The organism is Pontibacillus chungwhensis (genome assembly GCF_030166655.1).
Lineage (GTDB): Bacteria > Bacillota > Bacilli > Bacillales > BH030062 > Pontibacillus.
The window spans coordinates 3474017-3487703 of record NZ_CP126446.1 but is presented as its reverse complement, the minus strand read 5'-3'; the positions used below and the strand labels follow the sequence as shown (position 1 = coordinate 3487703).

The following is a 13687-nucleotide window of genomic DNA, read 5'->3' as shown; positions in this document are numbered from 1 at the left end:
AGGTGATGGGATGTCGTACTTGAAACAGCTCATAGACAATCTTTCTTATATTGAAGAAAAAGATCGGGATCATTTGCTTCATTTAGCGGGACAAATAGCCGACCGCCTAGAGCGAGGAGGTATTATTCAGCTATTCGGAAGTGGCCACTCGAGTCTGCTAGCCCAGGAACCGTATTACCGGGCAGGCGGGCTTGTGCCGGTCAAACCGGTTTTAGTGGATGAACTTCTGCTTCATAATGGTGCCCTTCAGTCGTCAGAGCGGGAGCGGGATCCGGCTTTTGGAGATACGTTCATTAAGGATTTGGATATACGAGAAGAGGACGTCGTTATCGTGATCTCAACGTCCGGACGTAATCCTGTTCCGATCGAAGTCACGTTGGAAGCAAACCGTCGCGGTGCTTTCACAATAGGGCTTCAATCCCTCTCTTATCAAGAAACTCAGAGTTCCCGTCATGAGAGTGGCAAGCGCCTCGAGGAAGTAGTGGATGCGGTTCTCGACACCCGTGTCCCTGTCGGCGATGCGATATTACAAGAAGAGGGCATCGACCAGCCCTTTGGCCCAACGTCAACCGCCGTCGGTGCAGCGCTCATTCATGAAGTGTTTACAAGAGTCGTTGTAGAGATGAAAAAACGAGGCAACACCCCGCCTATTTTCAAGAGTGGGAATGTAGAAGGGGCAAGTGATCATAATGAGCGTCTGATTGAGGTCTATCGGGAACGAATTGATTTTTAGTAATGGGAGAGACCAGCATCTGAATTGGGTGCTGGTTTTATGTGTAGTTCGGGGTGGGGAGAGGATGAGAGGGCGGACGTCGAGAATGGGCGCCGTGATGTCTAGAATTAGGGATGGGACGTCGAGAAAGGTGAGGGTGATGGCTAGAAAAGAAAGACGGACATCGAGAAAAAGGTTCTTGATGTCTAGAAAGTGCAGGAGGACGTCGAGAAAGAGCCCTCTGATGTCTATAAAAGAAAGGCTGACGTCGAAAATCCAATGGGTAACGTCTAGAAAAGAGTGGTTTATGTCTAGAACCAGAGCTCTACCGTCGAAAAACTTCTAGATCACTGAGTTACTTCCCCCACTGATGTGCCATCAGTAAGCTGGATTTTTGTATTCTTCCCTGGGCTGGTGATACGCTAAAAAAGCTGAGCCAGAGAGCTCAAAATCGATTCGAGGAGAGTAATAATCATGAACAGTTTACAAGATACGATCAAGCTTAATAATGGTGTAGACATGCCTCGGTTAGGATTAGGCGTATTTAAAGTAGAAGATGGCGATGAAGTCATCAATTCAGTTAAGTGGGCCTTAGAACACGGCTATCGCAGCATTGATACAGCAGCTGCCTACAAGAATGAGGAAGGCGTAGGAAAAGCGCTGAAAGAATCCGGACTAAGCCGTGATGAGATTTTTGTAACGTCTAAGCTTTGGAACTCTGACCAAGGTTATGAGGAAACGTTGCAAGCATTTGAAACAAGCCTCGAGAAGCTAGGCCTTGAGTATTTAGATCTTTATTTAATTCACTGGCCAGTTGAAGGCAAATATAAAGAATCTTGGAAAGCGATGGAGAAGCTTTACCATGACGGTAAAATCCGTGCGATTGGTGTAAGTAACTTCCATCCTCATCACTTAGATGATTTATTAAAAGATGCAGAAGTGACACCGGTGATCGACCAGGTAGAACTTCATCCGAAACTTTCTCAACAGGAAGTTCGTGACTACTGTGCCAAGCATGATATTGTAGTGGAAGCATGGAGTCCCCTTATGCAAGGGCAAATCTTAGAAGAACCTGTAATTAAAGAGTTAGCTGATAAATATAATAAAACAGCTGCTCAAATCGTGATTCGTTGGGATCTTCAAATTGGTATTGTTACCATTCCAAAATCAACGAAACAACATCGCATTCAAGAAAACGCCGATGTGTTCGATTTTGAATTAACAGATGAAGAAGTCGTGAAGATCAGCGCGTTAAACGAAAATCACCGCGTCGGTCCAGACCCGGACAACTTCGATTTCTAAACCATGTCTCAAACAAAAGGTATCTGCCTCCGCATAAGGAGCAGGTACCTTTTTTACGTTAAAGGATTGCAGGGTGTCAGACACGCGTCAGTGCACTAAAGGGCTAAACGGTGTCTGGCACCCTTTCGTGCTTTAGTGCGCTAATCTGCTGTTTCTTAGTCGTAGTAGAGATTCTCGTAGTAGGTTTCTACTTCTTCTTTGTTCTGATTGTGAAGGTAGTGAATGGTTCCCCATTCGAATAGGGTTAGGAAAAGGAGGGTTAGGATTCCTGTGAACATGATCAATCTTCCTTTCTTTTTGTTCTTGTTAAATTTACTATAGGGTATGAAACGCGTTTCAGAACAAGAGTTTTTTTACATAACGTTTGAGGTGAGGGTATGGCGAATATACGAGATGTGGCGAAACAGGCTGAAGTGTCGGTAACGACGGTGTCCCGGGTATTGAATCAGCACCCCTACGTCACAGAGGAGAAGCGGGTGGCGGTGGAGAGGGCCATGGAGGAACTTGGCTATTTCCAAAACATTAATGCCATTCATTTATCTACTGGTGAAACGAGACTGATTGGGGTTGTGATTCCATACATTAATCATTCTTATTTCTCCACGCTGCTGAAGGGGATTGCGGATCAGGCGCTTGTACAGGGGTATAATCTCGTTTTTTATCAGACGAACTACATGAAGGAAGAAGAGCATAAGGCTTTTGAAGCGTTAAAGCAGAAGCAAGTGGATGCGTTACTCATTCTTTCTCGCGCGAGTGAATGGGAAGCGATCGAATCCTATCAATCTTTTGGATCTATTGTTGTATGTGAAACAGCTTCTCATGAGACGATTCCATGTGTCTCAGTTGATCACTATGAAGCCTTTCGCTTTGGTATGCGCTACATGGTGGATCAGGGTCATCAGAAAATCGGGTATTGTATTGGACGTAGAAATGGAACAAATAGTAAGCTAAGAGAGAAAGCTTATTGTGAGGAACTGGAAAGGATCGGACAGCCTTTTCGTGAAGAGTGGATTTTTAATGGTTGTTTAACGATTGAAGATGGGAAGCGGGTCGTGAGTGAATATGCGGCGCTTAACGAGAAACCATCCGCCTTACTTATTACAAGTGATCAGGTGGCTGCTGGATTTATGATGGAGGCCCAGAAGCAGCAAATTCAGATTCCTAATAATGTGGCTATTCTTGGATTTGACAACCATCCTATTGCGGAAGCGCTTGACCTGACTACGATTCATTTGCCCCTTCATGAGGTTGGGGTGAATCTTGTTGAGAAAGTCGTGAAGAAAGACAAGACGTCAACGATCTATCCATTTGAACTGGTCGAACGGGGAAGTGTGTAAAGTTCTAACTATTGAATCCATATACTGCAAGGAAGTTTACCATTTAAGGGGGGACCTATTATTCATGACTATAACGCTTGCCTGGGTGGCGCTTTTTGTAATCTTACTTGCGCTATTGTTAACAGGCTTACTCTTGTTCCTTCTCGCCCAAAAGGGAAGAACGATACGGTACGAAGAGAGGAAAAAAGAGTATAAGAGAAAATTAAAGCCGGTTGTTCAACAAGTGGTCATCTCAGGGGAAGAAGGCCATTCGAGTCTCATTCAACATGACCGGATCGTGTATGAAGCCCTATCTGAATTACTAGAAGAAATCACGACAACGCTTAAAGATTCCTCTGTCAAAATGCGTGTGAACTCATTTGCTCAATGGACAATGACGGACTATTATAAACGTTTGCTTGCTCATCGACGCTTCAGTTTACGAATGAATGCTCTTTACCAAATAGAAGATTTTAAAATTCAAAGCTTTCACGAAGAGTTGTGGCAACGGTATAAACAAAAGCGTTATAAAAACACGGCTGAACATTATCAGATTGTCCGAACGCTTAGTGCTCTTCATTCAGATGAATTGGTTTATGATCTTCTCGGGGAGCATCATCCATATCCGAAGTTCCTGTATAAAGAGATCTTCAGGAGGCTTCTACAAGTTGATTTCGAGCGCTTTTTAGATCAATTTGATTCTCTCCCTGTTCCTCTTCAGCAAGCTGTTGTGGAGTGGATTGGAGAGATGAAGGATTACAGTCGAATTCCATTTTTGGAAGTGCGCCTGTCAGAGGCCTCATTTGAACTTCGGATGAGTCTGTTAAAAGTTCTTGAATCGTTTGGTTACGTCTCGAATCATGATGTGATCCTTGCGTTGAAAACCTCAGACCATTTTCAGGAGCGTATGATGGTTGCGCGGATTGCAAGAGTGACCGAGAAAGAACGGTATAAGTCCGTCCTTGTGGATCTGTTGTCTGATTCTAACTGGTTTGTTCGACAAGCTGCGGGGGAGGCACTTACCGTTTATAATGACGGGGATATGATTTTGTCCCATGTGTTTGAAACGAGTGTTGATCCATACGCCCGGGATATGGCTCATCAGTGGTTAGAAAGTGAGGGAGCTGCATGGAAATCATAGCGTTAGTCCTACAAGGTCTATTTCAACTTTTTACACTCTTATTCATCTTATATATGGTTGTTGTAATTGGATTTTATACCGTCATGCTCGTGATCTCCTCAAGACAACTGAGGGAACAATATGGATTGAATCAAAAAGAGCCGTATGAGGACTACCTGGACAACATTGATGCTAAGCCTGTCTCTGTAATCGTTCCGGCCTACAACGAAGAGCTTGGTATTTATAGCAGTGTGCGGGCGCTCCTCAGTATGAACTATAGTGAATTTGAAATTATTGTTGTGAACGATGGATCTAAAGATCGAACGGTCGATATCATGATTGAAGCATTCGATATGAAAAGAATCCCACACGTTGTACGAAAACAAATTGATACAGAGTCCATACGCGGAATCTATCAATCATCTATTCATAGCAATGTGTATATGATCGACAAAGAAAACGGCGGGAAAGCGGATGCTTTAAATGCCGGCATCAATATTTCTCATTATCCTTACGTGTGTTCGTTAGACGGAGATTCTGTTTTAGAGCGAGATGCCTTCTTAAAAGTGATGAAGCCGATTATAGAATCAGATGGCGAAGTGATCGCAGCGGGTGGAAGCATTCGAATCGCGAACGGTTGCCGCATTGAACGGGGTGAGGTCATGGAGATTGGGCTAGCAAAATCTCCACTCGTAGTCATGCAGGTAATCGAGTATTTAAGAGCCTTCTTAATGGGGCGTATTGGTCTGAGTCAGAATAACTTGTTGCTGATCATATCAGGTGCCTTTGGGATTTTTCATAAGGAATCGGTCATACGCGCCGGTGGCTATCGCCGGGATACGGTGGGTGAAGATATGGAGCTTGTCGTAAGGCTCCACCGTTTCATGAAAGAAGAGAAGGAGTCTAGCAAAATCGTCTATGTTCCAGATCCCGTGTGCTGGACAGAAGCCCCTGAAGATACAACGATCTTAAAACGTCAGCGAAGTCGCTGGCACCGTGGGTTGTTTGAGTCACTTTGGCACCATAAACGGATGTTGTTTAATCCGCGTTACGGAAGCATCGGACTCATCTCTGTTCCCTATTTTGTATTTATTGAACTGCTTGGCCCTATTATAGAGGTCTTAGGTTATATCCTTGTTCCGATTGGTGTTTTGACAGGAATCATCAACGTACAAGTAGCCATCCTTATGTTTCTCCTTGCCCTTTTATATGGATCGATTCTTTCCATGGGTGCTGTTCTACTCGAGGAGTGGAGCCTCCGTCGGTATCCAAAAGAACGCCACGTGATCCGCTTATTCTTATACGCTTTATCTGAGACCTTCTGGTATCGCCCGCTGACTGTATTCTGGCGCCTCCTTGGCCTTGTGCAGGTTGCTCGGAAGCAGCAGGGTTGGGGAGAGATGAAGCGGAAGGGGATTTCGCAGTGAGTGTTGGGGGAGGATGTCTAGAAAGCGAGTGGGGATGACGAGAAAAGCTGCTCTTACGTCCAGAAAGCGATCTGGGATGACTAGAAAAGCCCACCTAACGTCTAAATCCCCACGCCAACATCCAGTAATAAAAAAGCTGCCTACTCCGCTAGAGGAGAAGGCAGCTTTTTTTATTATTCGGCTTGTTCATAAGCTTCTTTCATAATGTCATAGGATTTCTTCAGACGTTCTTCTGATTTCGGTTCATTCCAGTTTTTCCAACTGTAAGAAAGGAAGTCGGTTGAGGAACGAACTGTATCGTTGTCTTCGGTGAATGCCTTAAGGGAGATGTCTTTAAAGCTTTGAGATCCTTTTAAGCCTTCTTTCCACAGATCAGCCATTTGCTCTTTTTGACTTGGATCTTTGATATTAAGAAGGAGCCAAGGGATGCGTACTTCAATGACTTTACCTTTTTCTCCAATGGAATAATCCGTTAATGCATTATAGTCTTCTGATTCTGGATCTGCATTTCCGTGTTGGAGCTTGCCAGTTTCATAGGATGAGAACGGGATGACTTCACCAGTTGAAGGAACCGTTAGCTGCTGGTTAAGCGCTAATCGGATTGGGTGGAAGTTTCCGTTATTCTTCTCGCTCGCATAGGGTTGCTTCTCGATCATCGACAACGTATCTCCGTACTGATAGTAGAACGGATCGTAATAGCTATCAACGAGAAGTTCAGCCTTATCTTTTCCGTCCATTTTCAGAAGAAAATCAATGCCCTCGTCTGTCTCTAGTCCGTCCGCAATGGACTTGATTCCCTGGTTCTGAATCGTATCGAATGCAACGTTCAGGGATTGGTCTTCGAACTGGAAGCTCTCACTCATCTCAAGACGAAGGTACAAGTATCGTTCATCATGGTCAGCGGCAATGGACTGGATGTCTCCGTTTTCTGTTGAAGCCGTTTTTGTATCTTTCCAGGACTCACCTTTACCGTCAATTGTTCGCTTCAAGCGATCAAAGGATAAGAGTCCAAATTGTTGCTCGTTGGTCTGTGCGTTGGACCAGAATGGACGTCTGTTCGGGTTATCGAGTTCCATGGTGTTCCACGTTCTCTTGAACCATTCGTCCTGCCATGTGAAGACGAGACCGCCGAGCGTGTCTTCTGCTACAATATCTTCAAATAAGCGTTTATTAATGTTTCCTTGCTGCTTTTCTGAATGATGTCCTTGATCCCAACCGAATGGGTTGCCATGTGTCTTCCCTCGAGATCCAGGTACACCGAATTCAGCAACGAGGATTGGCATATCATGCTTTGAGACCAGGTCATGTAAATACCCTGCATAGCTATTGTTCTCGCCGCGCTGGTCTTTATAAGAAAGGTACTCTTCGTCATGATTCAAGAAGTCCGGGTAGTACGGGTACACGTGGTAACTTGCGAACATGCCTGGCTTGAACGTGTCTTCGTTCGTGTGAATGACATTTGGATTTACCCCGACCAAGTCTTCCTCCTCAAGTGGTTCAGAAGGGTGGTCAAGAAAGTCCGTTGTCGGCCAGTTTGTGAAACTGATCGGACGTTGCCACTTATACTGATCCATTTCATATTGAATCGTGTAATCCATCATCGACGCTAGCCAATGTTCAAATGGCTTCGCATTTTCCGTATAAATATAGTCACCTTCGTAATCACCCTTGTCTTGATGATTCTCGTTTGTCTTCTCGACCATTTGAGGATACCACTCAATTCCGATGATCCAGCCGATGACGTATTCTGAGATATCAGCGTTGTAGACCCCGCTCGCATGACCAGGTTTCTCTTCCACCGTGGCATTTCCGTGGATCACATCAACGAGAGTAGAGATTTCGTTTTTAAACGACTCTGTATTCTCTTCATGGAAACTGTCTAAATGGCGTTCAAGAGGTTCTTCATCCACCCAGGCCCCGTGAAAGACGTAGATCGGTTCATCAGCTTCTTCATTATAATTCTTCAGGGCTCGGTAAAAGCCGGGCGGATGAAGGGTGTAGACGCGTATAGCATTGGCGTTCATCTCGCCAATTTGCTCAAACCAGCGGGCATATTCACGCTCTGTGATCGCTGCTTCCCCTGGGAACGCTCCTGGTTTCCCCATGCCGATGTTGACGCCTTTCATAAGCGTCGGCTTCCATTCCCCGTCTTGGTAGATTTCAAGGCGTTCTTTCCCAACTCTAGTCGGATAGGCGATGCCATCTTCGTTTGCGACCTGTTTCTTAGGGTTAGCGCTCTCTGATTTTGCAGGCGTCTCTGCCTCTTCTAATATGTCCCTGAGCATCGGAATATAAGTTTTCCAGTAAAAAGGCTCAGGATTTGATTGATCTCCAAAGGAGAACCATTTTCGGAATGAAGCCAACCCTTTGTACTGATGAATGGGAGGGAGCGTCTCCATATCTGCAAAATCCCCTGCGAAATAATAAGCTGGATAATCATTCTTCGTCGTTCGCGTTACGGCAGGGAATTGAAGGGGGATATTATGCGCGTTAAGCTTTTCTTCTCCCTCCTTCGTTAACTCCCAGTCGTAATTGGCGATGACGTTTTCTTTATTATATGGTTTGACGATATCGAACCAGTAGGCATAATGAGGGCTCTTCTTCAGTCCGAACTGTTCCACACCCTGATCTGTGAAAGTAGCACGAATGCCTTCATCAGAGACGTCTTTTCCTTCTTCAAGTACGACGATCGTGTTGTCGTTGTGAACGAGCACATAACCCGCTCCATCAAATGACCACTTCTGATCCTTCTGTTCTTCATAATCGCGAATGGCCCATTTTGGTACCTCCCCTCCTGAGTCCTTTGCAAGGTCATCAAAATAACGACCAGACCAGCCTGTTGCTTTTATATCTAATAGATTTGTAATGGTTCTTCGCGCTTCTTCCCTAGTGGGGCTTGAAAACGTGTTAAATTCTGCGATGAATGTCGCCGGGTTCTCGTAGAGTGAAGCTTCTATTTGCTTTGCTTCTTCTGCAGTTAAACCGCCCTCGATTTTGGCAGATTTCTCTCCGTCTTCATTCTCACCTTCGAGATCGGCGTTATAGACACCGTATGTATCGGCGAGATAAATCATTTTGTACTCACTTAAGTCTTCTGGCAAAGCGGTTGCTTGTTTCTTGTCAGGATGATACCCGATATAATCTTCTTCAAGATTATAGGGATCCCCGTTTGCTTTCGTATATTTTTCATAATTTAATAGCCAGGTTAGTCCTTTATGCTCTCTATATGACTCATCTGGAACGGTCTTATCCACGATGAGTGTTTGGAGTGGCTCTTTTGGCTCTAGAAGCCACCATATAAACGGAAAGGCCAGTAGAAGCAGAAATCCTCCTAGTACAAATGGCCACTTTTTCATCCAAACTCCCCCTCTTTAATTTCCATTACTTGTATTATCTCATACCTTTTTATATGACACAGTATTCTCAATTTCTGGTTCATTTTGTGAGTGGGTCGAAGCGATTAATCTTCGGAATGAGTCGAATGGACTAACAAAAACATGTCGACAGCTGTCGATAAAACCGTCCAAAACGCTCATTTTCCCTTTATATCGAGATAAAGTGTTGTCTAACGCTAAGATTCCAGTTTATAGTAATGATAGTTCAGAAAAAACAAAAAAATCAGACATTTAGGGGGATGACGAATGAAGAAGGGGAAATTAATCACATCCGCTTTGGCGCTAACGTTAGCGCTCGGCCCAGTGGCGAGCGTAAATGCTTCAGTGCCATCGCCAAGTGAGGTAAGTAAAAGCAAGCATGTTCATCAAGAAGGTGGATCACCATTTGACCTGGCGATCGCAAATGATGAGCGATTGATTCAAATGTTGAAAGAGAATGGAACGATTTCTAAAAATGCATCAGCGGAACAAGCTCAGGAGAAGTTGAACCAATTCTTACAGGCTAAGCAGGAATCGGCTGCTAGTATGAAAGAAGAAGGTGAACTTCAGGATGCAGAGCAAACGACTAAAGAAAAGCTGCAAAAAGAGATCAATAAAAATAGCCTTACAAACGGCAAGGGAAATAAACTTGGACAAGCCAAGAAAAATGCTCCAGATGGGGTCGAGGAAGAAGCTTATAATGGGGAGATGCGTACCGATAAAGTACTAGTATTATTAGTAGATTATCCGGACAAGCCTCATAATACTTTAACAGCTGATGAAACAGACATGTATTATGATGGAGAAGATGCTTATTCTAGAGAGCACTACCAAGACATGTTGTTTGGCGAAGGTGGCTGGACAGGCCCAGATGGTAATACCTATGACTCTATGAAACAATACTATGAGCAACAATCTGGTGGAAGCTACTCTGTTGAAGGGGAAGTAGCAGGATGGTATACGGCTAGTCAACCCGCTGCTGCATATGGTGGAAACTACCCGACAGAGGAAGATAGTGATGTGAACGCTCGTGGGCTTGTAAAAGAAGCACTAGAAGCAGCTAGCGCTGATCCAAATGTTGATATCTCTGACTACGATCAATGGGACCGCTACGACTTAGACGGTGACGGCGACTACTTAGAGCCAGACGGCTTAGTTGACCATCTAATGGTTATTCATTCTGGTGTTGGTGAAGAAGCAGGCGGCGGAAGCTTAGGTTCAGACGCAATCTGGTCTCACCGCTGGAATCTTGGCGACATAACTCCTATTTCTAACACGGAAGCATCTGTTGGATACTGGGGCGGCTCAATGGCAGCATATGACTACACAATCGAACCAGAAGACGGTGCGGTTGGGGTAATGGCTCACGAATTCGGTCATGACTTAGGTCTTCCGGATGAGTATGACACGCAGTATACAGGTGAAGGTGAACCGGTTAGCTACTGGTCAATCATGTCTAGTGGTAGCTGGGCAGGAGATATTCCGGGGACAATGCCTACTGGCTTTAGTCCATACATGAAGGAAATGCTTCAAGCTTCTGCCGTTGTCGATAATGAAGGGACAAAAGGGAATTGGCAAACTGGAACAGAGGTTAATCTAGAAGATGTGAATGGACAAGGAATAGAATTCTTATTGGATGAGGCTGCAACGAAAGGGACAAACAATGACGTTGTAAAAGTCAATCTTCCTCAAAAAGAAACGGTTATTACCACGCCTGCTAGCGGTGAGAATGCCTACTTTAGTGGGAGCGGTGATGACTTAAATAATTCCTTAACGACAACAGTTGATCTGACAAATGCTACTTCAGCAGAATTCAACTTTAAAACGTGGTATGATATTGAGAAAGACTGGGATTATGCGTATGTAACGGTGAATGGTGAGACCGTTAAATCAGATATTACAACTGACGCCAATCCGTATGATGCTAATGAAGGGAACGGTATCACTGGTTCTTCTAATGGTTGGATCGACGCATCCTTCGACCTTTCTGCTTACGCTGGTCAGGAAGTAGAAGTGGCGATTGAATATGTAACAGATGGGGCGGTTAGCCAACCAGGTTTATATGCTGATGACCTATCTGTAGTCGTGGACGGAGAAGAAGTCGTATTTGACGATGCAGAAGGCGATGCTAAATTTGGTTTAGATGGCTTCACAAAATCAGACGGTATCAAGAGAAGTGAACACTACTACCTTCTTGAATGGAGAAGTCATAATGGCGTTGATGAAGGTTTAGCAAACATCCGTCGTGGAGATAGTTTAATGACCTTCGATGACGGCCTAGTGGTCTGGTATGTAGATAAGAAGTATAGTGACAACTGGACAGGAAATCATCCTGGTGAAGGGTTTGTTGGTGTAGTAGATGCGGACCAAAAGACGCTTAAGTGGAGTGATAAATCTGTAGCTTCTACTCGCTACCAGGTACATGACGCTGCCTTTAGTCTGGATAAGTCCGAGAAGCTCTATCTTGATTACAAAGATTTACTTGGTATTACCTTAAAAGACAACTATACCAAACGTAATCCGCTATTCAGTGATTCTGAAGACTACTCCAACCCTGGATTAGTTGACGCCGGACGTAATGTTCCTGAATATGGACTGAACTTCCGCGTTACGGGTGAAAGTAAAGACGGTACGGTTGGTAAGGTTATGATTTTCAAAAAGTAATGATGAAAAGAGAAGCTGCACTCACTAACGTGAGTGCAGTTTTTTTGTTGTCTGGAAGGTACTTTTTCTATAGACAACTTCTTCCTTTTTATCGTTGTGTATAAGATAATAGATAGTAAGAATTATAGATGGAAAAGGAGAGAGCATTGTGCAAAAGTATCAGACATTATTTCTGAAGCGGACCCGTTCTACTCTCCAAAGCTGGTCAGAGCATCAACGTATAACAAATGAGGCGATGTATCAGTTTTTGCATTCTTTAAAGGGAACGGCTTCTTCTATTGGTTTACCTTCTATTACGGAGGTGGCGGCGAGGCTCATGCAGCAGTTGCCATCACCTGACGGGTATGAATGGGAGAAAGAAAGGTGGATTTCATTCTTAACTCCGCTTACAGAAGAGTTGAAAAAGCATTCGTCGGTTGAAATCGAAGCGGAGCCATTGGTTGAGAGTGTGGCACAAGAAACTTCTTCGAAGGGGTCGCTCGTTTTGGTTGTTGGTGATCAAATTGACCGTATTTCGAATTTGAAAGATATGCTTGAAGAACACTATGCCGTTATGGTGGCAGCGAACGAGACGAAGGCGGTTGAAGTATTTTATAGTCAAAAACCTGATTACGTTATTATCGATTTGCACCGGAAAGAAGATCATGGATTTAACGTGCTTGCAAGCATTGCCAATAAAGCCAGACATAGTTTTGTGCCGACATTGCTTGTAGAAGAAGAGCCTCATTCGATGCTCCGGAAGAAAGCCTATGAAGCGGGCGCTTTCGATATTGTACATTCGCCGTTTGAGAATGCGGAAGTTTTAGCTCTGATTCAAAATCGTCTGGAGTTAAAACGTCTCCTGCAAGCTCAGATTCTGTTGGACGAATTAACTGGGGCCTATAATCGTAAATTTTTACAAGAGGAATTACAGCGCCAATGGGCGGAGTATGAACGCCATGAGACGACCTTTTCTGTTGCCCTTCTGGATTTAGATCGGTTCAAGAATATTAACGATACATACGGTCACGATACAGGGGATCAAGTGCTAAAACAGTTTGCTACCACCATTATGACGAATAAGCGCCAGGGGGATTTCTTTATCCGCTATGGCGGGGAAGAGTTCATGCTGGTGATGCCGAAGACAAGTCAGGAGCAGGCCAGTCTTATTGTGGATCGTCTTTTACAAGCGTTTGTTGCCCAGACGTTTGAGAAAGAAGAAGCTACGTTTAGCTGTTCTTTTTCATCCGGTGTGGCTGCTGTTCAAGATGAGATCAAGCACGGAGATGAGTTGATTTCAAAAGCAGATCAGGCTCTTTATATGGCAAAGCGGAACGGTCGGAATCAGGTTCGCGTGTACGATGAGAACGAAGGAGAATTGGGGCAGAAACTTGATGTCTTGCGGATCGGAATTATAGATGATGATCCAATTATCCATGAATTGTTGCAAGATCATCTAAGGAAATTAACATTCAAAGGTCACAGGGTTGAGCTCAGAACGTTCCGTGAAGGGGAAGAGTTCTTTGAATCCAAGTGGTATCAGCAGGACGGCAAATTCGTGCTGCTGTTAGATGGCGTGATGCCAAGGATGGATGGTCTTGAAGTATTGAGGAAGTTAAGGTCAGAATGCTCGGTTGATCAGTTCGTCATCATTATGCTGACGGGAAGAAAAAAAGATCAGGATATCGTAAAGGCATTGGACCTTGGAGCCGATGATTATATTACGAAGCCATTTAGCGTTTCAGAACTAGAAGCACGAGTAAAACGACTTGCTCAACGGTTGCTCTTTTAGG

General features: G+C 44.3%; 9 protein-coding genes. 7 read left to right on the top strand and 2 right to left on the bottom strand.

All coding sequences use genetic code 11. The annotated features are described in order from the left end of the window. The first annotated feature begins 10 nt into the window (after positions 1-10). Together QNI29_RS17965 and QNI29_RS17960 are read left to right on the top strand one after the other, a co-directional pair. On the top strand, positions 11-733 hold the full coding sequence (locus tag QNI29_RS17965; RefSeq protein WP_231419678.1) for a sugar isomerase domain-containing protein: 723 nt from the start codon (positions 11-13) through the stop codon (positions 731-733). Positions 734-1180: 447 nt separating this feature from the next. Then, a complete protein-coding gene (locus QNI29_RS17960; RefSeq protein WP_370635547.1) occupies positions 1181-2014 on the top strand; it encodes an aldo/keto reductase in 834 nt (277 codons plus the stop codon). Positions 2015-2169: 155 nt separating this feature from the next. On the opposite strand, the gene QNI29_RS17955 is transcribed toward QNI29_RS17960, so the two are convergent. Continuing rightward, positions 2170-2292: a hypothetical protein gene (locus QNI29_RS17955; protein ID WP_255688860.1), complete on the bottom strand. Its 123-nt coding sequence runs from the start codon at positions 2290-2292 to the stop codon at positions 2170-2172. 99 nt (positions 2293-2391) lie between these two features. Between QNI29_RS17955 and QNI29_RS17950 the strand changes: the two genes are divergently transcribed. The 3 genes from QNI29_RS17950 to QNI29_RS17940 all read left to right on the top strand — a co-directional run bounded on the left by QNI29_RS17950 (position 2392) and on the right by QNI29_RS17940 (position 5877). After that, positions 2392-3351 (top strand): LacI family DNA-binding transcriptional regulator, encoded by a 960-nt coding sequence (locus tag QNI29_RS17950; RefSeq protein ID WP_231419676.1) that lies wholly within the window; start codon positions 2392-2394, stop codon positions 3349-3351. A gap of 64 nt (positions 3352-3415) precedes the next feature. Further along, positions 3416-4471, top strand: coding sequence for a HEAT repeat domain-containing protein (locus QNI29_RS17945; protein ID WP_231419675.1), 1056 nt, complete (start codon positions 3416-3418; stop codon positions 4469-4471). Then, positions 4459-5877, top strand: a complete 1419-nt coding sequence (locus QNI29_RS17940; protein WP_370635541.1) for a glycosyltransferase family 2 protein — start codon at positions 4459-4461, stop codon at positions 5875-5877. Before QNI29_RS17945 ends, QNI29_RS17940 begins: the two co-directional genes overlap by 13 nt. 173 nt (positions 5878-6050) lie before the next feature. Here the strand turns inward: QNI29_RS17940 and QNI29_RS17935 are convergent, their stop codons facing one another. After that, complete coding sequence (locus QNI29_RS17935; RefSeq protein ID WP_231419674.1) at positions 6051-9233, bottom strand: hypothetical protein; 3183 nt, start codon at positions 9231-9233, stop codon at positions 6051-6053. A 285-nt stretch (positions 9234-9518) separates the two neighbouring features. On the opposite strand from QNI29_RS17935, the gene QNI29_RS17930 reads away from it, so the two are divergent. Together QNI29_RS17930 and QNI29_RS17925 are read left to right on the top strand one after the other, a co-directional pair. Continuing rightward, positions 9519-11915 carry an immune inhibitor A domain-containing protein gene (locus QNI29_RS17930; RefSeq protein ID WP_231419673.1) on the top strand — a complete coding sequence of 799 codons (2397 nt, stop codon included), beginning with the start codon at positions 9519-9521 and terminating at the stop codon, positions 11913-11915. Between the two features lie 148 nt (positions 11916-12063). Then, positions 12064-13686, top strand: coding sequence for a diguanylate cyclase (locus QNI29_RS17925; protein WP_231419672.1), 1623 nt, complete (start codon positions 12064-12066; stop codon positions 13684-13686). The last annotated feature ends 1 nt before the right edge of the window (position 13687 follow it).

What these genes read in the sequence shown, in the direction of transcription:
- QNI29_RS17965 (WP_231419678.1), top strand. Translation starts at nt 11, where the DNA reads ATGTCGTACTTGAAACAGCTCATAGACAATCTTTCTTATATTGAAGAA.
- QNI29_RS17955 (WP_255688860.1), bottom strand. Translation starts at nt 2,292, where the DNA reads ATGTTCACAGGAATCCTAACCCTCCTTTTCCTAACCCTATTCGAATGG.
- QNI29_RS17950 (WP_231419676.1), top strand. Translation starts at nt 2,392, where the DNA reads ATGGCGAATATACGAGATGTGGCGAAACAGGCTGAAGTGTCGGTAACG.
- QNI29_RS17945 (WP_231419675.1), top strand. Translation starts at nt 3,416, where the DNA reads ATGACTATAACGCTTGCCTGGGTGGCGCTTTTTGTAATCTTACTTGCG.
- QNI29_RS17940 (WP_370635541.1), top strand. Translation starts at nt 4,459, where the DNA reads ATGGAAATCATAGCGTTAGTCCTACAAGGTCTATTTCAACTTTTTACA.
- QNI29_RS17935 (WP_231419674.1), bottom strand. Translation starts at nt 9,233, where the DNA reads ATGAAAAAGTGGCCATTTGTACTAGGAGGATTTCTGCTTCTACTGGCC.
- QNI29_RS17930 (WP_231419673.1), top strand. Translation starts at nt 9,519, where the DNA reads ATGAAGAAGGGGAAATTAATCACATCCGCTTTGGCGCTAACGTTAGCG.